Genomic DNA, 25689 nt, shown 5'->3' on the forward strand with positions numbered 1-25689 from the left:
CTAGGCGTCAGGCCGAGCCGGATGACGGCTGAGTGCGGCCCCGAGCGCGGCGAGTTCCCCGGGCGAGAGCACAAGCCCGCCGGCATCCGCGGCAGACCTGATCGTCGTCGGCCTGCTCGCGCCGCTCACGGCGATGAAGCTGGGGCTCCGCGCGAGCAACCACGCGATCACGAGCTGCTGTGGGTCGGCGCCGTGCTGCGCCGCGATCGCTGAGACCTCTGGCCGTGCGGCGAAGAGGGGCCACTCCCGGACGGTTCCCAGGGGGGAGTAGCCGAGGTAGGCGATGCCAGCGGCCTCGGCGGCGAGGAGGATCTCGTCCTGGGTTCCGTCGAGCGCGAACTTGTTCTCCACCGCGGCGATCGGCGCGACGGAGCGCGCCCGCTGCAGCTGCTCGAGGCTCACATTGGAGACGCCGATGTCTCGGATGAGTCCGCTGCGCTGCAGCTCGAGCATCGCGCCGACCGATTCCTCGATCGGAACCTCGGGGTCTGGCCAATGCAGCAGGTACAGGTCGATCACCCCCACCCCGAGGGCGGCAAGGCTCCCGCGGCAGTGGGAATGGATGCTCTCCGGGCGCCCGTCGATGGGGAAGGAGTCGCCGCTGCGAGAGTGGCCGCCCTTGGTGATCACTTCGACCGATCCCAGAACGCCGGCGGCCCGGAGCCGGTCACCCAGCATGCGCTCGCCGGAGTGCGGTTCCCCGGCGGACGAGTACGCCGCCGCGGTGTCGAAGGCCGTGATGCCGGCGTCGATCGCCGCGCCGATCGCCGCAGCCCGAGATGCGGCGCTGTGCGAATTGTCGAAGACGAGCCCGGCCGTTCCGAGCGCGATCGACGAGACGTCGACATCGCCGATGCGGCGCGGTGACGACCTCACCTGGCGGTCTCCGGCGCGTCGGCGATTGCCGGAACGGCGCTGGCCACGGTGCTCTTTCGCACGAGGAGCGACGGCTTGAGGATGACGGTGCGGTGGGTGTGGCCTGGCAGGCCGCCGACCTCTTCAGCGAGGAGCCCCGCCGCGATCACGCCCATCTCGTGGCCGGGCTGCGCGATGGTGGTCACGGGAACGGCGCTCTCCGCTCCGTAGTGGTTGTTGTCGTAGCCCGTCACCGCGATGTCCTCCGGCACACGGATGCCGGCCCCGACGAGCTGCTCGATGCAGCCGATGGCCAGCGAGTCCGCCGCGCAGACCACCCCGTCCGGCTGCCGGGCGGGCGGACGGATCGCGAGCTCGTGGCCGAGGACACGGCCGGCCCTGGTCGTGAGGCTGTGCGTCTCGAGCACCTCGAGGGTGACTCCCGGGGCCTCGTCGATCGCCCGACGGACGCCATTCAGCCTGTCGGCCACCGCGTGCAGGGTGAGTGGCCCGCCGGCGAAGAGGAGTTTGGTCCTGCCCAGCTCAATCAGGTGCCGCGCCGCCAGGTAGCCGCCATGCTCCTCGTCGACGATCACCCCGCAGGAGGCGTCGTCCTCCCCGGGCCAGTTGACGAACACGACCGGGCGCCCGTGGCTGCGCACGCGCGCCGCACCGTCCTGCTCTCCGTCCAGCGGCGCCAGGATGATGCCGCGCACGCGCGTCTCGTCGAAGAGCTCGAGGTAGTCGTCCTGCTTCTGTGCGTTGACGTCGCTGTTGGCGAGCAGGAGCTTGTGCGCGGACTCGGCGGCTGCGGCCTCGACGCCGCGGGCGATGTCGACGAAGAAGGAGTTGCCGATGTCGACGAGCACGACCCCGATGGTGTTGCCCGTGCCCTTGGCGAGAGTGCGCGCGGCGTCGTTGGGCACGAACGCCAGATCAGCGACGGCCTGAGCCACCTTCTCCCGGGTTGCCTCGCTCAGCAGCTGAGGGCGGTTGAAGAAGTTGGACACGGTGCCGTGCGAGACTCCGGCGCGCAGCGCGACGTCCATCATCCGGGAGTCGCCCGTTTGAGCGCCCCGCGCTTTTGATACTGACGTCATCGTCCACTCCTGACCGGCATTGGTGCCGGTGCCCTCCGCCGCTCACGGCATTGAATCGTTACATCGCTCAGCTTGCAAATCGAGTCTAGTGGACATATCGTCGTCATTTGATGCGCATCAATTGACGCGCATCAACTGCACCGGGCCCACATCGGCGCCTGCATTCAAGGAGGAATTGCAATGTCACGACACATGAGTCGGAACGCCGCTCTGGCGCCGATCTTGGCGGGCGCGGGCGCTCTTGCCCTGGTACTCACCGGCTGCGCCGGCGGCGCGGGCAACGCGGCAGCCCCGACCGCGTTCACCTACCTGATCAACTCGGAGAACACGATGATCCCGGGTCAGATCACGGCGCTCAGCGAAGACCAGTGCAAGGCGGAGAACACCGCACTGCCGCTCAAGGTTGAGACCGTTCCGCAGACCAACCTGGACCAGAAGCTGCAGCTGCTCGCCGGGCAGAACGCACTGCCGGCGATGTACGCCGCGGGCAACGCACCCGCCCTCACCAAGACCCTCGATGAGTCGGGCAACGTCGTCGACTTCGAGGTGGCGCTCGCCGAGATCGGCGCGCTGGACGACATCGAGCCGGCCGCCATCTCCACCATCAAGTCGCTGTACGGCGGCAAGTTCAACGTGCTTCCCTACCAGTACAACATCGAGGGCATCTGGTACAACAAGCAGGTCTTCGCCGACGCCGGCGTGGATGTCCCCGCCACCTGGAGCGAGCTGGTAGCTGCCTCGGCGGCCATCGCAAAGACCGGGGTCACCCCGTTCTCCGCGTCGGGCGAGCAGGGCTGGCCGCTGACCCGCCTGGTCGGCGACTACCTCTTCCGTGACCTCGGAGCCGACGCGCTCCAGAAGGTCGCCGACGGCGACGCCAAGCTCACCGACCCCGAGTACGTGGCGGCGGCGCAGGCCATCGCAGATCTCGGAACCGCCGGGTACTTCGGCCAGGGCGTCGGATCGATCGACTACGACACCGCTGCCTCGCAGTTCCTCAACGGCAAGGCCGCCATGTTCTACATGGGCAGCTGGATCCTCGAGTCGATGAACGACCCGGAGCGCAACAAGATCGGCGCCGACAACGTCGGCTTCATGCCCTTCCCCGCCGTCGAGGGCGGCAAGGGATCCATCGACGAGTACCCGGCCAATGTGGGGCTGCCCAGCACCATGAGCGCCAAGGTCTACGACGACAAGGTCGCCGACTGGCTCGGCTGCATCGCCGAGAACTACGGCAGCGCCGCGCTCAAGGACCAGGGCACGATCTCCGGCTTCAAGGCCAACAGCGAGGTGAGCGGCATCGACCCGCTCACTCAGGTTGTGCAGACCACCATCAGTGAATCCACCTCGAGTGTGCTCTGGTTCGAGGCGCTGTTCTCGACCAAGGCCACCACGACGAGCCAGACCAACGCGGCGCAGCTCGTGAGCGGCGCGATCAGCGCCGAGGAGTTCATGAAGCTCGTGCAGGCGGATCTCGACAGCTAGCAAGAGCGGGTGGCGGCCGGCATCCGGCCGCCACCCCCGCCTTCATCATCAATGGACGTCGTCGTCCGGAACAAGTGAGTGAACCATGAAACATGTCCTCGGAGACAAGAGGGCGATCGCGATCCTCCTGGGTCCCGCCCTCCTCGTCTACACGGCCGTGATGCTCGTGCCCGTGTTGTGGTCTCTCGGCTACACGGTCTTCGAGGGCAACACCATCATCGGGTTCACCTTCGTCGGCTTCGACAACTTCACGAGGCTGGCAGGCGATCCCAAGGTCTGGGATGCCGTTCTCTTCACCCTCAAGTACGCGCTCGTCGTGACGGTCGGGCAGGTCTTCATCGGCTACCTGATGTCGCTTCTCTACGTGTTCGTGCTGAAGAAGTCCTCGAACATCGTGCGCACCCTCGTGTTCTTCCCCGTCGTCCTGCCGACGGTCGCCGTCGCGCTGCTGTTCCAGAAGCTGTTTGAGGTCGCGCCGCAGACGGGCGTCGTGAACAGCATCATCAACGCCTTCGGCGGTGAGTCCGTTGACTGGTTCGGCAGCGGAGCGAACGCCTTCCTCGTGATCGCCATCATGGACATCTGGCGCTCCATCGGCTTCTACGGGGTGCTGCTCTACGCAGGCATCGTGGAGATCCCGGAGGACACGCTGGAGTCGGCCCGGCTCGACGGCGCAACAGGCTGGGGCCTCGTGCGGCACATCGTCCTGCCGCTCTCGCTGCCCGTGCTGCTCTCGGCCGTCATCTTCAGCATCAACGGCACGCTCAAGGTGTTCGACACCATCATCGCCCTCACGAACGGCGGGCCGGGCAACGCCACCAGCCCGCTCACGCTGTACATGTTCCAGACGTCCTTCTCGTACGGCGAGTACGGCTACGGCAGCACGATCGCACTGCTGCTCACGATCGTCTGCCTGCTCGTGACCGTGTTCATTTTCCGCTCCTCGCGCCGCGACCTCACGAAAGCCTGAGCCGATGACCACCAGCACGCTGGCCGAACACGCCACCCCGCCCGCTCCGCCCCTCCCGCCCTCCGGCCGCCGTCGGCCCAACAGCCGGCCCAGCGGCCGCCGGCCCGGCCGCATCCGCGCCAAGCTCGCGAAGATCCCGCTCAACCTCGCCGTGGTGTTCATCCTCGTGATCACCGTCTACCCCCTGATCTGGCTCCTGCTCAGCTCGTTCAAGACCAACGATGAGTTCGTCAACGGCTCGGTCTTCGCACTGCCGGAGACGATCAACTGGCAGAACTACATCGATGCCTGGACCACGGGCAACATGGGGCAGTACCTGAGCAACAGCGTCCTGGCCGTGTTCCCGGCCCTCGCGCTCATCATCCTCCTGGGCACGGCCGCCGGGTTCGCGCTCGAGGTCATGGTGTGGAAGGGGCGCAACGGCGTCCTCCTGGCCTTCCTCGTCGGCATCATGGTGCCCGGGCAGATGATCCTCCTGCCGCTGTTCACCGTCTACTTCCAGACGGGGCTCTCTGGCTCGCTGTGGCCGCTGATCATCACCTACACCGGCATCGGGCTGCCGCTGACGGTCTTCATGATGGCGACCTTCTTCCGCTCCATCCCCCGCGAGGTCTTCGAGGCGTCGACGCTCGACGGCGCCGGCATCATCCGCTCCTTCTTCACCATCGGATTCCCCATGGTGCGAAACGGCATCTTCACGATCGCCCTGGTCCAGTTCTTCTTCATCTGGAACGACCTGCTCATCGCGCTGACATTCACGAACAGCTCGTCGTTGCGCACGATCCAGGTCGGATTGTTGAACTTCACCGGTGAGTACGGGGCGATGCAATACGGCCCGCTGTTCGCCGCGATCTGCATCAACGTGTTTGGAACGCTCGTCATCTATCTCGCCCTCAACCAGAGAGTGATGAAGGGCCTCACGGCCGGATCCGTCAAGGGCTGATTCCGCCCGCAGTGCACCGACTCTGAACTGTTACACCGGGCTCCACGACGGAGCCGGGAGAAAGGCGAGCCTCGCCATGTCCACACCCCGCACATCCGACCCGATCGACCGCAGCATCGTGGTGGCCGCGCCGCGCTTCGAGCAGCTCACCGAGCCGCTCGGCATCGGTGTCGCCGCGCCGCGTGTCTCCTGGAAGACACGGATCGAACCGGGCGATGCGGATGCCGCGCCCTTCACCCAGACCGGCTACCAGCTCGAGACGACCAGGGCCGGCGTCGTCACCCTCGGCGAGGTCATCGACTCCGCCGAGCAGGTGCTGGTGCCGTGGCAGTTCCCCGCGCTCAGCTCGCGCGAGAGCGCCAGTGTGCGCGTGCGGGTGCGCAACGGGGGTGGTCTGTGGACCGACTGGAGTGAGGCGGCATCCGTTGAGGCTGGCCTGCTCGATCCGGCTGACTGGGTTGCCGTGCCGGTCGGCCCGGCCTGGGCGGAAGACCTGGAGGCCGAGCGCCGCCCTCCGCTCGTGCGCCGAGAGTTCAGCTTGCCCGATGACATCGCCGCGGCGCGTCTCTACGTGACCGCCCACGGGCTCGCCGAGGTGGAGATCAACGGCATCCGCATCGGCCGCGACGCTCTCGCGCCCGACTGGACCGTCTACGGGCAGCGACTCACCTACCGCAGCTACGACGTGACCGAGGCGCTCACCGCCGGCGACAACGCGATCGGCGCATGGCTCGGCGACGGCTGGTACCGCGGCCGGATCGGCTTCCACGGCGGCTACCCGAACCTGTACGGCAGCGATATCTCGTTGATCGCCCAGCTCGAGGTGACGCATCACGACGGCCGGCGCACCGTGGTCGCCACCGACTCCGACTGGTCGGCGGGCTTCGGACCGATCCTGGCCTCCAACCTGTACTTCGGCGAGCACTACGACGCCCGCGAGGAGCGTGCCGGCTGGTCGGAGCCCGGCTTCGACGACGCCGGCTTCACCCCCGTCGCGATCGCCAAGCGCGACCCGGCGACGATCGTGGCGCCGCAGGGGCCTCCCGTGCGCTGCACCGAGACGCTGCGCCCGGTGAGCGTGTCGACCTCGCCGTCGGGGGCGACCGTGCTCGACTTCGGCCAGAACCTCGTCGGCCGCCTCCGCATCCGGGTCGCCGGGGAGCGCGGGGCAACCGTCACGCTGCGCCACGCCGAGGTGATGCAGGACGGCGAGATCTACACCAGGCCGCTCCGTGGCGCCCTCGCGACCGACCGCTACACGCTGGCAGGCGCCGACACCGAGATCTGGGAGCCGCGCTTCACGTTCCACGGCTTCCGCTACGCCGAGATCACCGGCTGGCCGGGGGAGTTCGACCCGTCGATGGTCGAAGCGCTGGTCTACCACTCCGACATGGAGCGCACCGGCTGGCTGGAGACCTCGGACCCGCTCATCAATCGCCTGCACGAGAACGTGGTGTGGGGCATGCGCGGCAACTTCGTCGGGCTCCCCACAGACTGCCCGCAGCGTGACGAGCGCCTCGGCTGGACGGGGGACATCCAGGTGTTCGCGCCGACCGCCTCCTTCCTCTACGACTGCTCCGGACTGCTCAGCTCCTGGTTGCGCGACGTCGAGGCCGAGCAGCTGGATGACGGAACCGTGCCGTGGTACGTGCCGGTGATCCCGGGCGGCGCCGAGTGGACGCCGATCCGCCCCGGCGCGGTGTGGGGCGACGTCGCGGTGCTCACGCCGTGGGTGCTGTTCGAGCGCTTCGCCGACCGGGGCGTCATCGCGACGCAGTACGGCAGCGCCAAGCGCTGGGTCGACCTGATCGACAAGCTGGCGGGCGAGGACCACCTGTGGAACGAGGGGTTCCAGCTGGGCGACTGGCTCGACCCCGCCGCACCCCCGCACGATCCGGCGGATGCGACGACGGATCGCTACCTGGTGGCGACGGCGTACTTCGCCGAGTCCGCGAAGCGCCTCGCAGAGACGGCCGCCGAGCTCGGCCTCGCCGACGATGCCGCCCACTACTTCGGCCTCGCTACTGCGGTGCGCGCGGCCTTCGTCGGCGAGTACGTGCTGCCGAGCGGAGCGCTCACGAGCGACGCGCAGACCGCCTACTCGCTGGCGATCGTGTTCGATCTGCTGCCGAGCGCCGAGCAGCGCAGCTTCGCCGGCGCGCGACTGGCCGAACTCGTGCGGGAGGCGGGCAACCGCATCGCAACCGGCTTCGCGGGCACCCCGGTGATCTCGGAGGCGCTCACCCTCACTGGCCACGTCGCCACGGCCTACGACCTCTTGTTCGAAGACAAGTGCCCCTCGTGGCTCTACACCGTCAAGCAGGGGGGCACCACGATCTGGGAGCGCTGGGACAGCCTCATGCCAGACGGCACGGTGAACCCCGGCGGGATGACGTCCTTCAACCACTACGCGCTGGGCGCCGTGGCCGACTGGATGCACACCACGATCGGCGGCATCCGCTCGACTGAGCCCGGATTCCGCCGCATCAGCGTGCGCCCGCTGCCGGACGCCAGGATCCACTCCGCCTCGGCCGCCCACGAGTCGCCCTACGGCCGCATCGAGGTCTCCTGGCAGGTGGACGGCGACTCGTTCTCCGCGCGCGTTGTCGTGCCGGTGGGCGTGACGGCCGACATCGAGCTGCTCGGGCAGGTCACGGAGACCGTCACGCACGGAGTGCACGAGTACCGGATCGCCGCACCGGCCGCGGCGGTGGCCGCGCTCGTGTGATCAGCGGCCGACCCGGGCGCTGCCCGGGTCGGCCGATTGCGCGTCCCCACTTCGACTCGTCGCACAAGGACATCGGACTGTTCGACTCTGAAAAGGTCGAGACGAGGCACCCCATCGGCGGCGCCGACGAGATCTACCAGTTTGCTGATCACATCCGGGGGCCCACCGCGTCCGCAGCGAAGGCGAGGCGTCAGCCCGCGTTCCCCTCCGGGGCGATCTCGGCAATCAGGGCCTCGACGCGGGCCCGGATGTCGTCGCGAATCGGGCGCACGGCCTCGATGCCCTGCCCGGCCGGGTCCTCCAGCTCCCAGTCCTCGTAGCGCTTCCCGGGGAAGATGGGGCAGGCGTCGCCGCAGCCCATGGTGATGACGACGTCCGAGTCGCGGACGGCCTCGGTCGTCAGCACCTTCGGTCGATTGTCGGCGATGTCGATGCCCAGCTCGGCCATCGCCTGGACCGCGACGGGGTTGATCGCGTCCTTTGGCTCCGAGCCGGCGGAAAGCACGTCGATGCGCCCGGCCGACAGCGCGCTGAGGAATCCGGCGGCCATCTGTGAGCGGCCGGCGTTGTGCACGCAGACGAAGAGGACGGAGGGCTTGTCTGGCATGGCGGGTGCGGCTTTCTGTGCGGGAATCCCGGCTGGGAGCGATGCTGGAATCGTAGATAACTATATTGACGTTTGTCAATGTAGTTGAGACGATGTTCACATGACGTTGACCGATTTGCTCCCCGCCACCGATGTGACCGCGTGCTGTGAACCGCTGACCCGTGAGTCCATCAGTGCGGAGAATGCCGGCGCCCTGGCAAGCACGCTCAAGGCGTTGGCCGACCCCACGCGGCTCCGCCTGCTCTCGATGGTCGCCGCCCACGTCGACGGCGAGGCCTGCGTCTGCGACCTGACCGAGCCCGTTGGGCTGTCGCAGCCGACCGTCTCACACCACTTGAAAATTCTGGTGGAGGCCGGCTTCCTGACTCGCTCCAAGCGCGGCCTCTGGGCGTACTACCGCCTGGTGCCCGGCGCCCTCGACTCGGTCAGCCGCCTGCTCGTCACCATCTGACGACGCGTACTCTTCTCGCCCTCGCTTCCCACGGAGACCCTGCATGAGCATCGCCGATCTGCCCCTCGCCACCAAGCCCTCCTTCGACCGCCTCGCCGGCCTCCCGGTGGCCGTCATCGGTGCGGGGCCCATCGGCCTGGCCGCCGCCGCCCAACTCCTGGAGCGCGGCATCGACGTTGTGGTCTACGAGGCCGGCGAGGCCGCCGGGGCCTCCGTGGCATCGTGGGGGCACACCCGCCTGTTCTCGCCGTGGGAGTACCTCGTCGACGAGGCCGCGGCACGCCTGCTGGACACGGCCGGCTGGGAGGCCCCCTCGGCCAAGCGCCTGCCCTACGGGCGCGACCTCGTCAACGACTACCTCCTGCCGCTCGCGGCCACCCCGGAGCTGGAGCCGCGCATCCGCTACGGCAGCATTGTCGTTGCCGTGTCCCGGCAGGGGATGGACCGCACGCGCACGAGCGGCCGGGCGAAGGCGCCCTTCCTGCTGCGCGTGCAGACCGCGGGCGGAACCACTGAGCAGCTGGCGCGCGCCGTCATCGACGCATCCGGCACGTATGCCAGCCCCAACGGCCTGCTCTCGAGCGGGCTGCAGCCCGCGGCATCCGAGGTGCAGGCGAACATCACCCACGCGCTGCCCGACGTGCTCGGCGTCGAGCGCGCCCGCTTCGCCGGCAAGCACGCGCTCGTCGTGGGCGCCGGGCACTCGGCCGCGAACACCCTGCTCAAGCTGGCCCAGCTCGCCGACGAGGCGCCGGGAACGAGCATCACCTGGGCGGTGCGCTCCGTGAGCCCGGTGCGGGTGTACGGTTCGGATGCCGACGAGCTCGAGGCCCGCGGCCAGCTCGGCTCGATGGTGCACGACCTCGTGCGCTCGGGCAGGGTCACCCTCGTCGACCGGTTCGAAATCGACGACCTGCGCCCGACCGCGGAGGGCCGCGTCGAAGCGATCGGGCGTCGGCGGCGCGAGGAGGCCGCGATTGAGGTCGACATCGTCGTGAACGCCACCGGGTTCCGCCCCAACCTGGACATGCTGCGCGAGGTGCGCCTGCACCTGGACGAGATCGTCGAGGCGCCCGCCCGCCTCGCCACGCTCATCGACCCGAACCTGCACAGCTGCGGCACCGTCTACCCGCACGGGGTCGACGAGCTCGCGCACCCGGAGCCCAACTTCTACATCGCCGGCATGAAGAGCTACGGCCGCGCGCCCACCTTCCTGCTGCTCACCGGGTACGAGCAGGTGCGCTCCATCGCCGATGAGCTCGCCGGCAACAGTGAGGCGGCGCGGCTCGTGCAGCTGACTCTGCCGGATACCGGTGTCTGCTCAACAGCGCTCCCGACCGCCGCGGGGACGCTCCCGCTGCTGGATGTCAGCGCGTCCGGCTCCTGCGGAACGACCCCAGCGGCATCCGCGAGTTGCTGCGGCTGAGGCCGGTGACGGCGCTCGCGCGCTGGCGACGAACAACGGCCCCTCCGCACACGCGGAGGGGCCGTCTCGACAGTGCGTGCTGGCTTAGAAGTGGGTGCCGCCGTCGATGCGCACCTCGGTGCCGGTGATGAAGGCGCCGTCCGAGCTGGCGAGCATGGCGACAACGCCCGCGACCGACTCGGGGCCGGCGAAGCCCTCGCCGATGGCGGGGGTGAGCTTCATGAACAGGCTGAAGTCGGCATCCTCCGGCAGGCCGGGGCCCTGGCTCTGCTTGCTCTCGCCACTGCCGTCGGTCATGCCGGAGGAGATCGAGCCGGGCTGCACCGAGTTGAAGCGAATGCCCTGTTTGGCGTACTCGGAGGCGAGGGCGTGCGTCATCGACTGCACGCCGCCCTTGCTGGCCGCGTAGGCCGCCATGTAGGGGTGCGCGAACATCGACGAGGTCGAGCTGAAGTTCACCACGGCCGAGCCGTCGCCGTCGAGCAGCGCGGGGATCGCCTCGCGGATCATCAGGAAGGTGCCGACCAGGTTCACGTTGATGACCTGCTGGAAGGCCTCGAGCGTGGTCGAGTGGGTGTGCGAGGAGCGCAGGATGCCGGCGGCGTTCACGAGCACGTCCAGGCCGCCGAGGGCCTCGACGGCGGTCGCGACCGCGGCCTTGACGGATGCCTCGTCGGCGATGTTGACGACGACGGTGCTGAGGCGCTCGGCGGCGTCGCCGGCCTTGGCCACGGTGTCGGCGAGGCCGCTCTCGCTCACGTCGGCGGCGACGACGCTGCCGCCCTCTGCGAGCATGCGCAGCACGGTGGCCTGGCCGATGCCCGAGCCACCGCCGGTGACGATGGCGCGGCGTCCGATGTAACGGTTCATGTCTAGCGACCTTTCACTCAAGGGATGTCCTGCTACACGTTACGCCAACTTGGCACAACGTGCCAGCAATGCAGGATACGCACAGGTGGCATGGGCGGCGTACGCTCTTCACATGGATTCCACTCCGCCGAGCCTCACCCAGCGCCGCAAGGCGGCGACCCAGCTGGAGATCGCGCGAGCCGCCGCCCGCCTGTTCGCCGACCGGGGCGCCGACGCGGTGACGGCCGAGGAGATCGCGCAGCAGGCCGGGATCGCGGTGCGCACCTTCTACCGCTACTTCCGCACCAAGGAGGACGCGGTCGCGCCGCTGCTGACGGTGGGCGCCGGCCACTGGCGCACCCTGCTGGCCGCCGCGAGCCCGCAGGAAGACCTGATCGACGCCCTGGAGCGCACCATCGTCGAGGTGCTCACCCCGCGCAGCGATGACGACCTCGAGATGCTGCGCTGGACGCTCGGCCTGCTGCACGCGGCGGCGGATGACGCTGCCCTGCGTCTGGTCTGGTACCGCGTCAACGGCGAATCAGAGGTGCAGCTGCGCGAGGTGATCGCGACGCTGGCCGGCCCGGGGGCCGACCCCTACGCGCTGCGGCTGATCGCGGCGGCCGCCACGGACGCGATGTGCATCGCCATCGAGGAGTGCGCGACGGTCGAGGACCCGCTGCTCGACCCCGGCGCGCCTGCTGCCCTCGCGCGTCGCGCGCTGCGCGATCTCACCCGCGGTGTGCAGCTGCATCCGCCGGCCGCAGGCGGCTGAGCGGGCCCGTCGCACGCCGGCGCAGGGACCACCGGGCCGGGCCGCTTAGACCACCGACGGCGAGAACTCAAGCCATTGCGCCTGCGCAGTGACCCACAAAGACTGGGTCTATGGAAAGACTCACCTCGGAAACTCCGGCGACGAAGAGAGCATTCCCCGCAGTGCAGCCTCGGGGCTCCCTCAGCCGCGCCGTGCTCAACCTCCTCGCCTCTGACGCGCCCAACCCGGAGCCGCTACTGGGCGAGTTGAGCGAGCTGACGAGCATCGCGCTCGCCGCAAGCAGCGATCTCGTCCGCGACGAGGACATCCAGCTGTGCCTGTTCGTGCTCTACTCGCTGCACTACGGCGATGTCATCGAGCGCGGCGACGAATGGGAGTGGCATCCGGCACTCGTCGGCGCCCGGCTCGAGATCGAGAGCGCATTCGAGGCCGCCCTGCGTGCGCAGGTGGCCTGCCCGCCGGCGCCGGCCAGCGTGCAGGAGGATGTCGCCGCCGCACTGTTCGCGATGACCGCCCCAGACAGTGGGCCCAGCCTCTCCCGCTACATTGCGAAGCAGGCCACCGATGAGCAGCTGCGCGAGTTCCTGATTCAGCGCTCTGTGTACACGCTGAAAGAGGCCGACCCGCACTCCTGGGCCATCCCTCGGCTGACGGGGCGGGCCAAGGCCGCCCTCGTCGAGATTCAGGCGGATGAGTACGGCCAGGGCCGCGCGAACAATGTGCATGCGGCCGTCTACGCCGCCACCATGCGCTCGGTCGGGCTCGACGACAGCTATGGGGCATACCTCAACGATGTTCCGGCCATCACGCTCGCCTCGCTCAACCTGATGACGATGTTCGGCCTCAACCGCCGCCTGCGGGGAGCGATCGTCGGCCACCTCGCCGCCTTTGAGATGACGTCCTCCATCCCGAGCCGGCTCAATTCCAACGGATTCCGCCGGCTGGGCTACGGCGAGGCGACCACGCGGTACTTCGACATCCATGTCGAGGCAGACGCGATTCACGAGCAGATCGCCGGGCGGGATCTTGCCGGGGCCCTCGCCGAAGACGAGCCGGAGCTTCTCGGAGACATCCTGTTCGGTGCGGCGGCCTGCCTGGCCGTGGACGGCTGGGCCGGGCAGCACATTCTCGAGGCGTGGCAAGACGGTCGGAGCTCGCTGCGCGTGCGCGACGCCGAGAGCGAGCCCGCGGAGGTGCTGCTGTGACGCACCCCGAGCAGCCGGACGAGGAGACGCTCATCGTGGCATGCCCCAACGGGCCGCTGCTCGTGCGGGGGCCGATCGAGATCGTCGACCCAGAGGGTGGTCAGTCGATGCACACCAGCCGCACCGTGGCACTCTGCCGCTGCGGCGTCTCGACGATCAAGCCGTTCTGCGACGGGACGCACAAACTCGTGGACTTCCGCACCGCGACATAGAACCAGGCGATCCGGGCCTGGCGGCGCTCAGGGGGTGGGGAGCGGGGCCTGCACGAGCGAGTGGTGCAGCAGCGCTGAGAGCTTCACGGCGCCGCCCGCTCGGAACGCGGCGCGTTGGTGTTCGGCGCCGGTGCCCTCCCGCAGGCGCTGCGCGAGCGCCGCCTCCACGAAGCCGCCGTCGCCGTGCGCCTGCAGCGCCGGTTGCACGTGCTCCAGGAGCGCCCGCACCACCTCGGCCGCGGCATCCAGCTCCCCGCTCACCGGGTTGACCAGGCGACCGTGCAGGCCGTCGCGAGCCGCCAGCCACAGTTGCGCGGCGAGAAGCTCGCTCGGCGCTGGAGGAAGCGGAGCGGCGGTCAGGCTGGTGACGACGAGGGCGCGCGCGAGGATGGCCAGCAGCACGGACGATTCCGCGTCGAGCTGGGCGTCGAACACCCGCAATTCGAGCGTGGGGAAGCGCTCGGAGAGCCGCGCATCCCAGGCGATGCAAGCGAGGTCGACCGAGGCGCCCACGTCGACGATGCGGGCGGCGCGGGCGTCGTAGTCCGCCGCATCGCGGAAGTGGGGCGGGCAGCCGGATGTCGCCCAGCGGCGGGCCAGAAGCGCCCGCCAGCTCGCGAACCCGGTGTCGCGGCCATGCCAGAACGGCGAGTTCGACCCGAGTGCGAGCAGCACGGGAATCCACGGGCGGACCCCGTTCAGGGCGTGCACGCCGGCGTCGCGGGACGGCACGTTCACATGCACGTGCAGGGCATTCAGCTGGTGGTCATCGGCGACGGCGCGGACGCTTTCGCGGATTCGCTCGTAGCGCCGCCCCGGCGTCGGGGCGGGCCAGCCGTCGGTGTCGAAAGGCGCGCCCGTGCCGGCAGCGAGCACCCCCATCGACTCTGCGATGCGGCCGAGGCGCTCCCGAAACCCGTTCAGCGCCTCGAACGCCTGCTGCCGCGAGGCGAGCACCGGCGAGGAGTGCTCGAGCTGTGAGGCAAGGAACTCGGCGCCGACGTATCGGGCCACTGCCGGATCGCGCAACAGCTCGAGTCTGGCGGCCTCCGCCGCGGCCATGGGCCGGAGAAGGTCGGAACTCAAGAACATGAATTCCTCTTCGATGCCGAACGCCGTCTCGCTGGCCGCGGTGCTCATGACCCGCTCACTCCGAGTCTTCGGGCGGGTAGGGCGTTGGAGCGCAGCGCTCCCGCCAGGTGGGCGGCATTGCGGGCCAGGGTTGCGTTGATGGTGAGTACAGAGAGTGCTGAATCCGTCATGCCTCAGTTCTATGCGAGCGGGCGTGGGGGCGTAAAGGGCTTGACAAGCGCGCACCGAGGCCCGAAGCCCTCGGCTGGCTAAGCTCGGAACCGTGGACGCCCTCGACCCCTCCCGCCTCACCCGCGTGATCTCACCGCTCAAGCGCACGCTGCTGCGCGCCGCGCGGCAGGCCGACGGGCTCCCCGACATCCCGGACGCCCAGATCGAGGTGCTGCGCGCCCTGCCGGCCGGGTCCGCGCTGAGCCCCGGCGAGCTGGCCGCCCGGCTGCAACTGAAGCCCTCGACGATCAGCAACCTGCTGGGCGTCATGGCGGATGCCGGCCTCATCACCCGCACACCCACCGAGCATGATCGGCGCAGCAGCGAGGTGCGCGCGTCGAACGCCGCGCTCGAGCTGCTCCGCCGCTTCGACCAGTCCAGCGGCGCGATTCTGGGGCAGGCGCTGGCGCTGATCGACCCGGGCGAGCGCGCGGCGCTCGCCGCAGCGCTGCCCGCGCTGGAGCGGCTGCAGGGCGCCCTCGAACAGGTATCGGCCGCGGAGGGCGCGCACGCCTGACCCACCGGATCTCCCGATCGAGGTTGACGGCTTTTAGTTTTGTTGCAAAACTAACCGCACGAATCTCGAAGAGGAGAAGCATGAAGATCGTCATTGCCGGCGCAGGGATCGGTGGCCTGGTGAGCGCGCTCAGCCTGCACGCCGCCGGACACCGCGACATCGAGATCTACGAGCGGGTGAGCCAGATCCGCCCGCTCGGCGTCGGCATCAACCTGCTTCCTCATGCCGTGCGGGAGCTCACCGAGCTCGGCCTCGGCGAGCAGGCGGCCGCGATCGGCGTCGCCACGCGCGAGCTCTCCTACTTCAACCGCTTCGGCCAGCTCATCTGGAGCGAGCCGCGAGGCGTCGCCGCCGGCTACCGCTGGCCGCAGGTCTCGCTGCACCGCGGCGAGCTGCAGATGCTGCTGCTCGACGCCGTCATCGACCGGCTCGGCGCGGATGCCGTGCGACTCGGCCACAGCCTGCTCTCCGTCGAGCACGGAGCCGACACCGACACGGCGCGGTTCGGGCGCGACGGCGGCGAGGAACTGACCGTGGAGGCCGGGCTGATCGTCGGCGCCGACGGCATCCACTCGGCCCTGCGCAGGCAGCACTACCCGAACGAGGGCGAGCCGATCTGGAACGGGCTGACCCTCTGGCGCGGCACCGCGTCTGCTCCCGGCTACCTGGGTGGGCGCACCATGATCATGGCCGGCGACGGGCTGCAGAAGTTCGTGGCCTACCCGCTGAGCGAGGGCGACGCGGGCGCCGAGGCGCGGATCAATTTCATCGCCGAGCGTCGGGCCCCGGAGGGCGCCGTGGCGACGGCCGACTGGAACCGGGCGGTCGACCCCGCGCCCATCCTCGAGCTGTTCGCGGACTGGGATTTCGACTGGCTTGACGTGCCTGCGCTCATCGCGGCCTCCGAGGAGATCCTCGAGTACCCGATGGTCGACCGCGACCCGCTGCCGCAGTGGTCGTTCGGCCGCTCCACCCTCGTCGGCGACGCCGCCCACGCGATGTACCCGATCGGCTCGAACGGGGCCTCGCAGGCGATCCTGGACGCCCGCACGCTCGCCCACGAGCTCGCGACGAAGCCGACCGTCGCCGAGGCGCTCGCCGCGTACGAGGGCGCGCGCCGGCCGGCCACCGCCGGGCTGATCGAGAGCAACCGCAAGCTCGGCCCGGAGCGGGTCATGCAGATGGCGTTCGAGCGGGCGCCGGAGGGCTTCGCGCACATCCACGACGTGCTCTCGCAGGAGGAGCTGGAGGCGGTGGCGGCCGAGTACAAGCGGGCCGCGGGCTTCCACCCCGACCTGCTGAACCTCCGGCCGTCGCTGTCGGTGCCGGGCGCCGACTCCCGCTGACGACTCCAGCTGACGACGCCCGCGACGTGCGGGGCACGGCGCGGGCGGCGGGGTGTGTGCTGGGCTCGGGGTCTAGCTGATCTTGCGCCGGTAGATGGCGATCGCGCCGGCGTAGGCGACCACGAGGATGCCGACCAGCCAGGCCAGGGCCACCCAGATGTCGCTGCCGACCGGCTCCTGCGCGAACAGCGCGCGGAGGCTGTTCACGATGGAGGTCACCGGCTGGTTCTCGGCGAACCAGGCGACCGGGGCGGGCATCGACTCGGTGGGCACGAACGCCGAGCTGATGAACGGCAGGAAGATCAGCGGGTAGCTGAACGCGCTCGCGCCGTCGACGGTCTTCGCCGAGAGCCCGGCGATCACGGCGAGCCAGGTCAGCGCGAAGGTGAACAGCACCAGGATGCCGGCGACCGCAAGCCAGTCGCCGACAGACGCCCCGGTGCGGAACCCCATGAGCAGCGCCACCCCGATGACGACCGCCACCGAGACCAGGTTCGCGGCGAGGGAGGTGAGCACGTGCGCCCAGAGCACGCTCGAGCGGGCGATCGGCATCGACTGGAAGCGGTCGAAGATGCCGCCCTGCAGGTCGAGGAACAGCCGGTAGGCGGTGTAGGCGATGCCCGAGGCGATCGTGATGAGCAGGATGCCGGGCAGCATGTAGTTGACGTAGGACTCGCTGGAGCCGGTGTTGATGGCGCCGCCGAGCACGTAGACGAACAGCAGCAGCAGCGCGATCGGCGTGACGGTCGTGGTGATGATCGTGTCGGGGCTGCGGAGGATGTGGCGCAGCGAGCGGCCGGTCAGTGTGCCGGTGTCGCTCAGCACTTGGGTGGTCATCAGCGTTCCTTTCCTGCAGGCACCGATCCGTCGGTGCGTTCGGGGGCGTGCGTGGTGGCGTCGCCCGTGTCTGTGTCGCCCGTGTCTGTCTCGCCGGTGTCGCCGACGAGGGCGAGGAAGACGTCCTCGAGGGAGGGCTGCTTCTCGACGTACTCGACGGTCGCCGGCGGGAGCAGCCGCTTGAGCTCGGCCAGCGTGCCGTTCTGGATGATGGTGCCCTGGTGCAGGATGCCGATGCGGTCGGCCAGCTGCTCGGCCTCGTCGAGGTACTGCGTGGTCAGCAGCACGGTCGTGCCGCTGTCGGCGAGCCGCCGGATGGTCTGCCACACCTCGATGCGCGCCTGCGGGTCGAGACCGGTGGTGGGCTCGTCGAGGAAGATGACCGGCGGGCTGCCGATCAGGCTCATCGCGATGTCGAGCCGGCGGCGCATGCCGCCCGAGTAGGTCGCCGCCTTACGGTGGCCGGCATCGGTGAGCGCGAAGGCGGCGAGCAGCTCGTCTGCGATCGCACCCGGGTTCTTCAGGTGGCGCAGCCGCGCGATCAGCACGAGGTTCTCCCGGCCGGAGAGGATCTCGTCGACCGCGGCGAACTGTCCGGTCAGGCTGATCGACTCCCGCACCTCGGCGGGCTGCGCGGCGACGTCGAAGCCGTGCACGGTGGCGCTGCCGGCATCCGCCTTCAGCAGCGTCGAGAGGATGCGCACCAGCGTGGTCTTGCCTGCGCCGTTCGAGCCGAGCAGCGCGAAGATGCTGCCCGCCCTCACCTCGAAGTCGACGCCCCGCAGCACCTGCAGGTCCTTGAATGACTTCTCGATGCCCTGAACCCGGATGGCGGGTTCGAGGGCCTGGTTCGTGGTCATGTCACTTCTCCGTTCCCGGCGCCGCTACTTCTGCTGGGCGGTCGCCTGGTCGATGGCATCGGTCAGGCGCTTGCGCTCCTTGTCGATCCACTGCTTGCCGTCGTAGGCGCGGGCGAAGTCCTCGGCGAACCCGACGGGGTCATCGCCGACAATCTCGCGCACCGGGGTGCCGTCGACGGATGCCCGCTCCCACAGGTCGGCGAAGTCGCTGACCATGGTGATGAGGGTGTCGCCGTCGGTGACGCCGCCGTAGTACATGAAGTAGCGCTCGAACGCCTTCGCAGAGCCGCGGTAGGGCTCGGGCAGGGCTTCGATGCGCGCCTTGTACGCCTTGTACTGCTTCTTCTGGTCGAGCGAGCCCGTGAGGGTCTCGATCCACTTTGCGGCCATGGTCATTCTCCTTCGTGATCGTGCTGTGAGTTGTCGCTGTGCCGGTGCAGCTGTTCGATGCGTGCGGCCAAGAAGTCCCAGCTCTTCCAGAACTCGGCGAGGTACTCGCCGCCCTGTGCGTTGAGCGAGTAGACCTTGCGGGGCGGGCCCTTCTCGGACGGGACCTTCTCGACGTCGACGAGGCCGCGCTGCTCGATGCGGATCAGCAGGGCGTACACGGTGCCCTCGACGATGTCGGAGAATCCCTGATCGCGCAGCCGGGCCGTGATCTCGTAGCCGTACGCCGGCTGTGCGGCCAGCGTCGCCAGGACGATGCCCTCAAGCGTTCCCTTGAGCATCTCGGTCATCTGCTTGCCCATCGGGCTCACCCTCTATCTACTCTGTGTTGCTGACTACCGGTACATAGTAAGCACGAGTACCGGTAGATAGCAACACTGAATAGTGAACTTTTTTGGGCGGATGCCGGCGCGCGCGACGTGCCGGTGCTGCCCGCCCCGGCGGGCGCTGGTGGGGAGGGGCGGGGCGGTGTAAGACGGGGTCATGGTCCGGATCACGAACACCATCGACATCGAGGCGCCGGCGGAGCGGGTCTACTCCGTCCTCCGCGCGCTCGACGCCTATCCGAGCTGGCTGAAGCACTCCACGGTGTATCGCGGCACGAGGGCGCCGGTGGCGCGGTCCGGGCCGTCGCCGCGCTACGAGGACTCGACCATGGTCGGCCGGATGCGCGGCGAGGTCGTCGAGGACGTGCCCGCTCGTGCGCTGCAGTTCCACCAGCGCACGGCGTCCGGCAGCCTGGACGCGCGCATCCGCTACGAGCTGGGTGCGGCCGGGCAGGGCACACGTCTCACCCGCACCGGTGAGCTGACGACGCACGGCATCCTCCGCCTCGCGCAGCCGATGCTGGTGCGCATGGCCGCCGCCGAGAGCGAGCGGATGATGACCTCGCTGAAGGCCCACGTCGAGGCCGGTGGCTGACCGCCTCGGAGTGGCGGGCGCGGCGGGCGCCGGGTCGGGACGCCTACCCGGCGCGCGGCGGATCCGTCATCGAGGAGTGCCTGATCTGGCGAAAGCCGCGGGCAACCGGCGGCGTCCACAGCAGGACGATGAGGAGGGCGGCGCCCGCGGCGGTCGCCGTTGCGCCCCAGTCCCACTGGTCGCTGGATGCCACCACCACGGCGCTGAGCAGGGCCAGGATGCCGAGGAACACCGAGATGAGCAGGCGCGAGAGCCCGCTGCCGCGCCGGAGCCCGGCGGCGAGGGCGACGGTCAGCAGGCCGAACAGCGCGATCGCGGCGCCGACGATCGAGAGCGCCAGCCGTTCGTCGGCCTCGCCCTCGTAGCGGCTGAGCAGCACGAGGATCCCGATCCCCGTTGACAGGAACCCGGTGGTGTAGGCGAGGACGGCGACGGCGGTCGTGGCGATGCGCCCGGTTATCGACGCGGGTGTTCTCGCCGCCCGCGCCGGCGCGGGCGCCCCGCTCGGCGCACCGGCCGTGGCGAGCAGCCGGCGGTGAAACAGCCGCACGACCTCGATGCAGGAGATCATCACGATCGTGATGCCGGTGAGGGCGATGGCGAGTTCCTCACCCGGGTCGACGAGGGCGAAGAAGGCCCGGGAGGCGGGGAGCGTGAACACGAGCAGGAGGCCGACGAACATCGCGCCGACGACGAGCACCTTGTAGCGGTTGAGCGGGCGGGAGAGCACGGCGAGCACCCAGATCCCGACGATCGCCAGGATGATGGTCGCCCCGGTGCGGAGCTGGTCGGCGGACGCCCCGATGCCCTGCGCGACGAAGGTGTACCAGGTCAGCCCGAGCGCGATGACGATGCCCGCGGGGATCGCGAAGCTCAGGGAGCGCCGCAGGAATCCGGGCATGTAGCGCGCGGCGTTGGGCATGAGTGCGAGGAAGAACGCGGGGATGCCGATCGTGAGGCCGTCGGTGATTGAGAGCTGCCTCGGCAGGAACGGGAACTCGAGCACGAGCACCCCGAAGAGGATCGCGAGGAGCGTCGCGTAGGCCGTCTTGGTGAGGAACAGCATCGAGACCCGCTCGATGTTCGCGATCACCTGCCGCCCCTCCGCGACGACGTCGGGCAGGTGCGAGAACTGGCCGTCCAGCAGCACCAGCCGGGCGACGGCCTTGGTGGCGGGCGACCCCGAGTTCATCGCGATGCCGATGTCGGCGGTCTTGATCGCGAGCGCGTCGTTGACGCCGTCGCCGGTCATCGCCACGGTGTGCCCGCGGCTCTGCAGTGCCGTCACCACGCGCTTCTTCTGTTCGGGGGTGACCCGGCCGAAGACGGTGTGCTGCTCCAGCACCTCGGCGAGCTCCGCCTCGCCCTCGGGGAGGGCCCGGGCGTCGAAGCCCTCGGCGACGTCGATGCCGATCTCGCGGGCGATTGCGGCAACGGTGCGCGGGTTGTCTCCGGAGATGATGCGGATGCCGACGCCCTGCTGCCGGAAGTACTCGAGCGTCTGCGCGGCGTCGGGCCGCACCTGCTCGCGGAAGGTGAGCACCGCCGTCGGTGTCAGGTCCGCCGGCAGGCGCTCCGCCTGCACGTCCGCCTCCGACAGGGGTGCGCCGGAGCGGGCGAGCACCAGCGTGCGGCGGCCGGTCTCGGCCAGGCCGGTCACCGTGCGGCCGAGCTCGGTCGACGCCGAGCTCGCGGCATCCCCGAACATCATCTCCGGGGCGCCCATCACCCAGGTCTCTGCGGTGCCGTCGAAGGAGACGGCGCTCCACTTGCGGGCGGAGGAGAAGGGGATGTAGCCGGCGGCGTCGCGCGCGGACTCGACCGGGTACGCGGCGCGCAGGGAGCGGGCGGTGGCGTTCGCGTCGGGGGAGGCCGCGTACCAGGCGAGCGCGCCCTGCCAGTCGCCGGGCCAGTCTCCGGACCGGTCGTCGCTCCCGGCGCCGGGCTCCTGCGTGAGGGGGTGCGCCTCGTCGAAGGCGATTTCGCCGACCGTGAGCGTGCCCGTCTTGTCGAGGCAGATCATGTCGACGCGGGCGAGGCCCTCGACGGCGGGCAGCTCGTTGACGAGCACCTGGCGGCGGGCGAGCTTCGTCGCGCCGACCGCGAAGGCGATGCTCGTCATCAGCACGAGGCCGAGCGGGATCATCGCGGTCACCGACGCGATGGTGTTGACCACCGCCTGCACCCAGGCGCCGGTCGTGAACACGGTCGCGTAGCCCCCGGCGACCATGACCTGGGCGTTGAAGACGAGCAGGCTGATGGGGCCGATGCCCCAGCTCACCCACTTCAGCACCCGGTTGATCGAGCTGCGCAGCTCGCTGGAGACGAGCGAGAACCGCTTCGCCTCACCGGCGAAGCGGTTGGCGTAGGAGTCGGCGCCGACGCGCGTCACCCGGGCCGAGCCCTCACCCGCCACGACGACGGAGCCGGAGAGGGCCTCGGCGCCGGGGTGCTTGTCGACCGGGTCGGACTCCCCGGTGAGCATGGACTCGTCGATCTGCAGCCCGCGCGCACCGATGACCTCGGCATCGGCGGGCACCTGATCGCCGGCGCGGAGCACAAGCAGGTCGTCCAGCACGACCTCGCCCGGCGCGATCTCCGCCTCCGCGCCGGCGCGCAGCACGCGCGCGTGCGGCGCGCTCAGCAGTGCCAGCCGGTCGAGCGCCGCCTTCGCGCGGAACTCCTGGACGGAGCCGATGATCGCGTTCGCGAACGCCGCGAATCCGAACAGCGCGTCCTGCCAGCGCCCGACGAGGAAGAGCACGAAGAAGCAGGCGAACACGATGCCGTTGAACAGCGTGAACACGTTGGCGCGCACGATGTTCCACGCGCTGCGGCTCGAATCCGGCGTGAACGCGTTGGTCTTCCCCGCCGCGATGCGCTCCGCGACCTCCGCCGTGCTCAGGCCGCTCGAGGCCTCGGTGTGCGTTGTGTCCACGGATTCCCCATGCGCGCTCGATGACGGATGCTGCCACCCTGATTCTTGCGCCATCCGCGAGCCCACGCGCGCATTTGACGGGAAGTTGGCCCGCTTTCGCCACGAGCAGGGGGCGCGAAACCGATGCCGATTGCGACGATACAGCCTCCGCTGTACTGTTGGGGCATGCCCACCACGACCTCCCGTCTCGACGTCATGAACCGCCTCGGCCGCGCCATGGCCGACCCGACGCGGTCACGCATTCTGATGGCCCTGCTCAGCGGCCCCGGCTACCCGGCCGAGCTCGCTGACATGCTTGGGCTCAGCAGGCAGAACGTGTCGAACCACCTCACCTGCCTGCGCGACTGTGGCATCGTGACGGCGGAGCCCGAGGGCAGGCAGACGCGGTACGAGATCTCCGACCCGCACCTGACGCGCTCCCTCACCGCGCTCGTGGACGTCGTTCTCGCCGTCGACGAATCCGCCCCGTGTATCGACGCCAGCTGCCCGGTGCCCGGGTGCTGCGAGGGCGTTCGATGAGCACGGTGGGCCGTGCCGCACTCTCGCCGGAGCGGAAGGCCGTGCTGCACCGGCGCATCCGCTGGATCGTCGGCGTCACCATCGGCTACAACCTCATCGAGGCGGTCATCTCGGTCGCGGCCGGCTCGGCCGCGTCATCCGCCGCCCTGATCGCCTTCGGGCTGGACTCTCTCGTCGAGGTGCTCTCCGCCGCCGCGGTCGCCTGGCAGTTCTCGCGCGCCGACCCGGAGACGTACGAGAAGGCCACCCTGCGGGTCATCGCGTTCGCCTTCTTCCTGCTCGCCGCCTACGTCAGCGTCAACGCCGTGCTCTCCCTCACCGGGGCGGTGGAAGCCGAGCACAGCACCCTCGGAATCATCATCACGGCCGTCAGCGTCGTGGTCATGCCGTTCCTGTCCTGGTTCGAGCGCCGCACGGGCAGGGAGCTGGGCTCCGCCACGGCGGTCGCCGACTCCAAGCAGACCCTGCTCTGCACCTACCTCTCGGCGGCCGTGCTCATCGGGCTGCTGCTGAACTCCCTCTTCGGCTGGGCCTGGGCCGACCCGATCGCCGCCCTCGTCATCGCGGTCTTCGCCGTGCGCGAGGGAATCGAGGCGTGGAAGGGCGACACCTGTGCGACACCCGTCGGGATGCTCCTGGAGGATGCCGAGCACACTGCGAGGGCCGACCATTAGTCAGCAAGGCGGGAAGAGGCTCCTCTGGTTCGAGAAGCGACAAGTGGAGCGGATGACGGGAATCGAACCCGCGCTATCAGCTTGGGAAGCTGAAGTTCTGCCATTGAACTACATCCGCGTGGCACCCGTTGCCGAGTGCGTGATCATCATGTTAGCAAGCGATCGCGCCAGCTCACGCCGGAACACTCTGTACAGCCTCGGCGAATCGGTCTAGCGTGCCAAGGGAGCATTCGATCCCGCATCCGCGCTGACGGCATTCCTGCTTGCCGGCCCGGTGCGCTGCATGGCAAGGAGAAGTTCGTGCCCCAGAATGAGCCAAAGCCCCACGACTACGCGCCGGCCTACACCGACGGGCTCTCCCGGGAGGCGCACGCACTGCTGCGCCTGGCCGAGGATCCGGTCGACCCGGCGAGCGTGTACCGCTTCATCCACGACGAGCTGCTGCTCGACGGCAGCTCCCGGCTGAACCTGGCCACCTTCGTCACGACCTGGATGGACCCGGAGGCCGACAAGCTGATGGCCGAGTCCTTCGACAAGAACATGATCGACAAGGACGAGTACCCGGCGACGGCGGCGATCGAGGGCCGCTGCGTGTCGATCGTGGCCGACCTGTTCAACGCGCCGGGCCTGGACCAGGGCGACCCGCGCAGCGCGACGGGCGTCTCGACGATCGGCTCGAGCGAGGCGGTGATGCTGGCCGGGCTGGCCCTCAAGTGGCGCTGGCGGGCGGCGCGAACGGATGCCGGCGCCGACAGCACCCGGCCGAGGCTCATCCTGGGCAGCAATGTGCAGGTGGTGTGGGAGAAGTTCTGCCGCTACTTCGACGTCGAGCCGGTCTACCTGCCGATGGAGCCCGGTCGCTACGTGATCACGCCCGAGCAGGTCGTCGCGGCCGTCGACGAGAACACGATCGGCGTCGTGGCGATCCTCGGCACCACCTTCACAGGCGAGCTGGAGCCTGTCGCGGAGATCGCGGCCGCGCTCGACGCGCTCGCGGCATCCGGCGGGCCGGACGTGCCGATCCACGTCGACGGCGCCAGCGGGGCGTTCGTCGTGCCGTTCCTGCACCCGGAGCTCGAGTGGGACTTCCGGCTACCGCGGGTCGTCTCGATCAACGCCAGCGGGCACAAGTACGGCCTCACCTACCCCGGCATCGGCTTCGTGCTCTGGCGCTCGCCGGAGCACCTGCCCGAGGAGCTCGTCTTCCGAGTGAACTACCTCGGCGGCGACATGCCCACCTTCACGCTCAACTTCTCGCGGCCGGGCAACCAGGTCATCGGCCAGTACTACAACTTCCTCCGGCTGGGCCGCGGCGGCTACCGCGCGGTCATGGAGACGCTGCGCGACACCGCCGTCGAGATCTCCGGCCGACTCGCCCAGATCCCGCAGCTGCGCGTGATCACCGACGGCAGCGCCATCCCGGTGATCGCCTTCGAGGTGACGCCGGACGCCGGCTTCACCGTGTTCGAGGTGTCGCACGAACTGCGGGCGGCCGGCTGGCAGGTGCCCGCCTACACGATGCCGGCCGACGCCGAGAACGTGGCCGTGCTGCGCATCGTCGTGCGCGACGGCTTCAACACCGAGCTCGGCCGGATGCTGACGGATGCCGTCGTCACGGCCTGCGGCGAACTGAGTGGGCGTGAGGGCGGTGCCCGACCGCAGCGCAGCCACTTCGCCCACTAGCCGGTGGGGGCGTGGCGCCGGGCGCACTCTGCGCCTGCG

At 69.5% G+C, this 25689-nt stretch carries 25 protein-coding genes and 1 tRNA gene; 15 read left to right on the forward strand and 11 right to left on the reverse strand.

Annotated elements, in window-relative coordinates:
* Both BLT62_RS01660 and BLT62_RS01665 read right to left on the reverse strand, forming a co-directional pair.
* Nucleotides 1–876, reverse strand: coding sequence for an aldo/keto reductase (locus tag BLT62_RS01660; protein WP_083362494.1), 876 nt, complete (start codon nucleotides 874–876; stop codon nucleotides 1–3).
* The gene (locus BLT62_RS01665) at nucleotides 873–1955 is read right to left on the reverse strand and encodes a LacI family DNA-binding transcriptional regulator (protein WP_083362495.1); all 1083 of its coding nucleotides are present in this window, start codon (nucleotides 1953–1955) and stop codon (nucleotides 873–875) included. Before BLT62_RS01665 ends, BLT62_RS01660 begins: the two co-directional genes overlap by 4 nt.
* 180 nt (nucleotides 1956–2135) lie before the next feature.
* On the opposite strand from BLT62_RS01665, the gene BLT62_RS01670 reads away from it, so the two are divergent.
* The 4 genes from BLT62_RS01670 to BLT62_RS01685 all read left to right on the forward strand — a co-directional run bounded on the left by BLT62_RS01670 (nucleotide 2136) and on the right by BLT62_RS01685 (nucleotide 8081).
* Nucleotides 2136–3440, forward strand: coding sequence for an ABC transporter substrate-binding protein (locus tag BLT62_RS01670; protein ID WP_083362496.1), 1305 nt, complete (start codon nucleotides 2136–2138; stop codon nucleotides 3438–3440).
* Between the two features lie 85 nt (nucleotides 3441–3525).
* Complete coding sequence (locus BLT62_RS01675; protein ID WP_083362497.1) at nucleotides 3526–4410, forward strand: carbohydrate ABC transporter permease; 885 nt, start codon at nucleotides 3526–3528, stop codon at nucleotides 4408–4410.
* Between the two features lie 4 nt (nucleotides 4411–4414).
* Nucleotides 4415–5353 carry a carbohydrate ABC transporter permease gene (locus tag BLT62_RS01680; protein ID WP_083362498.1) on the forward strand — a complete coding sequence of 313 codons (939 nt, stop codon included), beginning with the start codon at nucleotides 4415–4417 and terminating at the stop codon, nucleotides 5351–5353.
* 76 nt (nucleotides 5354–5429) lie between these two features.
* Nucleotides 5430–8081, forward strand: a complete 2652-nt coding sequence (locus BLT62_RS01685; protein WP_083362499.1) for an alpha-L-rhamnosidase — start codon at nucleotides 5430–5432, stop codon at nucleotides 8079–8081.
* A 190-nt stretch (nucleotides 8082–8271) separates the two neighbouring features.
* Here BLT62_RS01685 and BLT62_RS01690 read toward each other — a convergent pair whose 3' ends face one another.
* Nucleotides 8272–8688 carry an arsenate reductase ArsC gene (locus BLT62_RS01690; protein WP_083362500.1) on the reverse strand — a complete coding sequence of 139 codons (417 nt, stop codon included), beginning with the start codon at nucleotides 8686–8688 and terminating at the stop codon, nucleotides 8272–8274.
* Between the two features lie 100 nt (nucleotides 8689–8788).
* On the opposite strand from BLT62_RS01690, the gene BLT62_RS01695 reads away from it, so the two are divergent.
* Both BLT62_RS01695 and BLT62_RS01700 read left to right on the forward strand, forming a co-directional pair.
* A complete protein-coding gene (locus BLT62_RS01695) occupies nucleotides 8789–9139 on the forward strand; it encodes an ArsR/SmtB family transcription factor (protein ID WP_083362501.1) in 351 nt (116 codons plus the stop codon).
* A 43-nt stretch (nucleotides 9140–9182) separates the two neighbouring features.
* Nucleotides 9183–10565, forward strand: coding sequence for an FAD-dependent oxidoreductase (locus BLT62_RS01700; RefSeq protein ID WP_083362502.1), 1383 nt, complete (start codon nucleotides 9183–9185; stop codon nucleotides 10563–10565).
* 84 nt (nucleotides 10566–10649) lie between these two features.
* Here the strand turns inward: BLT62_RS01700 and BLT62_RS01705 are convergent, their stop codons facing one another.
* The gene (locus tag BLT62_RS01705) at nucleotides 10650–11435 is read right to left on the reverse strand and encodes an SDR family NAD(P)-dependent oxidoreductase (RefSeq protein ID WP_083362503.1); all 786 of its coding nucleotides are present in this window, start codon (nucleotides 11433–11435) and stop codon (nucleotides 10650–10652) included.
* A gap of 112 nt (nucleotides 11436–11547) precedes the next feature.
* Here BLT62_RS01705 and BLT62_RS01710 point away from each other — a divergent pair, with 112 nt between their 5' ends.
* From BLT62_RS01710 to BLT62_RS01720, 3 genes are all read left to right on the forward strand, one after another.
* Nucleotides 11548–12189: a TetR family transcriptional regulator gene (locus BLT62_RS01710; protein ID WP_083362504.1), complete on the forward strand. Its 642-nt coding sequence runs from the start codon at nucleotides 11548–11550 to the stop codon at nucleotides 12187–12189.
* Between the two features lie 110 nt (nucleotides 12190–12299).
* Nucleotides 12300–13394 carry an iron-containing redox enzyme family protein gene (locus BLT62_RS01715; protein ID WP_083362505.1) on the forward strand — a complete coding sequence of 365 codons (1095 nt, stop codon included), beginning with the start codon at nucleotides 12300–12302 and terminating at the stop codon, nucleotides 13392–13394.
* Nucleotides 13391–13606, forward strand: a complete 216-nt coding sequence (locus BLT62_RS01720) for a CDGSH iron-sulfur domain-containing protein (RefSeq protein WP_083362506.1) — start codon at nucleotides 13391–13393, stop codon at nucleotides 13604–13606. The genes BLT62_RS01715 and BLT62_RS01720 overlap by 4 nt, the downstream gene beginning before the upstream one ends.
* 27 nt (nucleotides 13607–13633) lie before the next feature.
* Here the strand turns inward: BLT62_RS01720 and BLT62_RS01725 are convergent, their stop codons facing one another.
* Nucleotides 13634–14746 carry a carboxylate-amine ligase gene (locus BLT62_RS01725; RefSeq protein ID WP_172829604.1) on the reverse strand — a complete coding sequence of 371 codons (1113 nt, stop codon included), beginning with the start codon at nucleotides 14744–14746 and terminating at the stop codon, nucleotides 13634–13636.
* A gap of 214 nt (nucleotides 14747–14960) precedes the next feature.
* Here BLT62_RS01725 and BLT62_RS01730 point away from each other — a divergent pair, with 214 nt between their 5' ends.
* Both BLT62_RS01730 and BLT62_RS01735 read left to right on the forward strand, forming a co-directional pair.
* Nucleotides 14961–15425, forward strand: a complete 465-nt coding sequence (locus BLT62_RS01730; protein ID WP_172829605.1) for a MarR family winged helix-turn-helix transcriptional regulator — start codon at nucleotides 14961–14963, stop codon at nucleotides 15423–15425.
* Nucleotides 15426–15505: 80 nt separating this feature from the next.
* Complete coding sequence (locus tag BLT62_RS01735) at nucleotides 15506–16771, forward strand: flavin-dependent oxidoreductase (RefSeq protein ID WP_083362509.1); 1266 nt, start codon at nucleotides 15506–15508, stop codon at nucleotides 16769–16771.
* A 72-nt stretch (nucleotides 16772–16843) separates the two neighbouring features.
* On the opposite strand, the gene BLT62_RS01740 is transcribed toward BLT62_RS01735, so the two are convergent.
* From BLT62_RS01740 to BLT62_RS01755, 4 genes are read right to left on the reverse strand one after another with little or no spacing between them, the layout of a single operon-like run.
* Nucleotides 16844–17608 (reverse strand): ABC transporter permease, encoded by a 765-nt coding sequence (locus BLT62_RS01740; RefSeq protein WP_083362510.1) that lies wholly within the window; start codon nucleotides 17606–17608, stop codon nucleotides 16844–16846.
* Nucleotides 17608–18468 (reverse strand): ABC transporter ATP-binding protein, encoded by an 861-nt coding sequence (locus BLT62_RS01745; RefSeq protein WP_083362511.1) that lies wholly within the window; start codon nucleotides 18466–18468, stop codon nucleotides 17608–17610. Before BLT62_RS01745 ends, BLT62_RS01740 begins: the two co-directional genes overlap by 1 nt.
* Nucleotides 18469–18492: 24 nt before the next feature.
* Nucleotides 18493–18858 (reverse strand): DUF1048 domain-containing protein, encoded by a 366-nt coding sequence (locus tag BLT62_RS01750; protein ID WP_083362512.1) that lies wholly within the window; start codon nucleotides 18856–18858, stop codon nucleotides 18493–18495.
* A 2-nt stretch (nucleotides 18859–18860) separates the two neighbouring features.
* Nucleotides 18861–19217 carry a PadR family transcriptional regulator gene (locus tag BLT62_RS01755; protein ID WP_083362513.1) on the reverse strand — a complete coding sequence of 119 codons (357 nt, stop codon included), beginning with the start codon at nucleotides 19215–19217 and terminating at the stop codon, nucleotides 18861–18863.
* A 181-nt stretch (nucleotides 19218–19398) separates the two neighbouring features.
* Here BLT62_RS01755 and BLT62_RS01760 point away from each other — a divergent pair, with 181 nt between their 5' ends.
* Nucleotides 19399–19836, forward strand: coding sequence for an SRPBCC family protein (locus BLT62_RS01760; RefSeq protein WP_083362514.1), 438 nt, complete (start codon nucleotides 19399–19401; stop codon nucleotides 19834–19836).
* Nucleotides 19837–19879: 43 nt separating this feature from the next.
* Here the strand turns inward: BLT62_RS01760 and BLT62_RS01765 are convergent, their stop codons facing one another.
* On the reverse strand, nucleotides 19880–22774 hold the full coding sequence (locus BLT62_RS01765) for an HAD-IC family P-type ATPase (RefSeq protein WP_231919304.1): 2895 nt from the start codon (nucleotides 22772–22774) through the stop codon (nucleotides 19880–19882).
* Nucleotides 22775–22939: 165 nt separating this feature from the next.
* Between BLT62_RS01765 and cmtR the strand changes: the two genes are divergently transcribed.
* Both cmtR and BLT62_RS01775 read left to right on the forward strand, forming a co-directional pair.
* On the forward strand, nucleotides 22940–23293 hold the full coding sequence (gene cmtR / locus BLT62_RS01770; protein ID WP_083365250.1) for a Cd(II)/Pb(II)-sensing metalloregulatory transcriptional regulator CmtR: 354 nt from the start codon (nucleotides 22940–22942) through the stop codon (nucleotides 23291–23293).
* Nucleotides 23290–23967, forward strand: a complete 678-nt coding sequence (locus BLT62_RS01775; RefSeq protein WP_083362515.1) for a cation diffusion facilitator family transporter — start codon at nucleotides 23290–23292, stop codon at nucleotides 23965–23967. Before cmtR ends, BLT62_RS01775 begins: the two co-directional genes overlap by 4 nt.
* A gap of 44 nt (nucleotides 23968–24011) precedes the next feature.
* On the opposite strand, the gene BLT62_RS01780 is transcribed toward BLT62_RS01775, so the two are convergent.
* Nucleotides 24012–24085: transfer RNA gene (locus BLT62_RS01780), tRNA-Gly, on the reverse strand.
* A gap of 182 nt (nucleotides 24086–24267) precedes the next feature.
* Here BLT62_RS01780 and BLT62_RS01785 point away from each other — a divergent pair.
* Nucleotides 24268–25650, forward strand: coding sequence for a glutamate decarboxylase (locus BLT62_RS01785; protein WP_083362516.1), 1383 nt, complete (start codon nucleotides 24268–24270; stop codon nucleotides 25648–25650).
* Nucleotides 25651–25689 lie beyond the last annotated feature (39 nt).

This window comes from Microterricola viridarii, assembly GCF_900104895.1.
GTDB lineage: Bacteria > Actinomycetota > Actinomycetes > Actinomycetales > Microbacteriaceae > Microterricola > Microterricola viridarii.

What these genes read in the sequence shown, in the direction of transcription:
- BLT62_RS01755 (WP_083362513.1), bottom strand. Translation starts at nt 19,217, where the DNA reads ATGGGCAAGCAGATGACCGAGATGCTCAAGGGAACGCTTGAGGGCATC.
- cmtR (WP_083365250.1), top strand. Translation starts at nt 22,940, where the DNA reads ATGCCCACCACGACCTCCCGTCTCGACGTCATGAACCGCCTCGGCCGC.
- BLT62_RS01750 (WP_083362512.1), bottom strand. Translation starts at nt 18,858, where the DNA reads ATGGCCGCAAAGTGGATCGAGACCCTCACGGGCTCGCTCGACCAGAAG.
- BLT62_RS01665 (WP_083362495.1), bottom strand. Translation starts at nt 1,955, where the DNA reads ATGACGTCAGTATCAAAAGCGCGGGGCGCTCAAACGGGCGACTCCCGG.
- BLT62_RS01685 (WP_083362499.1), top strand. Translation starts at nt 5,430, where the DNA reads ATGTCCACACCCCGCACATCCGACCCGATCGACCGCAGCATCGTGGTG.
- BLT62_RS01705 (WP_083362503.1), bottom strand. Translation starts at nt 11,435, where the DNA reads ATGAACCGTTACATCGGACGCCGCGCCATCGTCACCGGCGGTGGCTCG.
- BLT62_RS01695 (WP_083362501.1), top strand. Translation starts at nt 8,789, where the DNA reads ATGACGTTGACCGATTTGCTCCCCGCCACCGATGTGACCGCGTGCTGT.
- BLT62_RS01670 (WP_083362496.1), top strand. Translation starts at nt 2,136, where the DNA reads ATGTCACGACACATGAGTCGGAACGCCGCTCTGGCGCCGATCTTGGCG.
- BLT62_RS01725 (WP_172829604.1), bottom strand. Translation starts at nt 14,746, where the DNA reads ATGAGCACCGCGGCCAGCGAGACGGCGTTCGGCATCGAAGAGGAATTC.
- BLT62_RS01740 (WP_083362510.1), bottom strand. Translation starts at nt 17,608, where the DNA reads ATGACCACCCAAGTGCTGAGCGACACCGGCACACTGACCGGCCGCTCG.
- BLT62_RS01710 (WP_083362504.1), top strand. Translation starts at nt 11,548, where the DNA reads ATGGATTCCACTCCGCCGAGCCTCACCCAGCGCCGCAAGGCGGCGACC.
- BLT62_RS01675 (WP_083362497.1), top strand. Translation starts at nt 3,526, where the DNA reads ATGAAACATGTCCTCGGAGACAAGAGGGCGATCGCGATCCTCCTGGGT.
- BLT62_RS01775 (WP_083362515.1), top strand. Translation starts at nt 23,290, where the DNA reads ATGAGCACGGTGGGCCGTGCCGCACTCTCGCCGGAGCGGAAGGCCGTG.
- BLT62_RS01715 (WP_083362505.1), top strand. Translation starts at nt 12,300, where the DNA reads ATGGAAAGACTCACCTCGGAAACTCCGGCGACGAAGAGAGCATTCCCC.
- BLT62_RS01680 (WP_083362498.1), top strand. Translation starts at nt 4,415, where the DNA reads ATGACCACCAGCACGCTGGCCGAACACGCCACCCCGCCCGCTCCGCCC.
- BLT62_RS01745 (WP_083362511.1), bottom strand. Translation starts at nt 18,468, where the DNA reads ATGACCACGAACCAGGCCCTCGAACCCGCCATCCGGGTTCAGGGCATC.
- BLT62_RS01700 (WP_083362502.1), top strand. Translation starts at nt 9,183, where the DNA reads ATGAGCATCGCCGATCTGCCCCTCGCCACCAAGCCCTCCTTCGACCGC.
- BLT62_RS01760 (WP_083362514.1), top strand. Translation starts at nt 19,399, where the DNA reads ATGGTCCGGATCACGAACACCATCGACATCGAGGCGCCGGCGGAGCGG.
- BLT62_RS01735 (WP_083362509.1), top strand. Translation starts at nt 15,506, where the DNA reads ATGAAGATCGTCATTGCCGGCGCAGGGATCGGTGGCCTGGTGAGCGCG.
- BLT62_RS01690 (WP_083362500.1), bottom strand. Translation starts at nt 8,688, where the DNA reads ATGCCAGACAAGCCCTCCGTCCTCTTCGTCTGCGTGCACAACGCCGGC.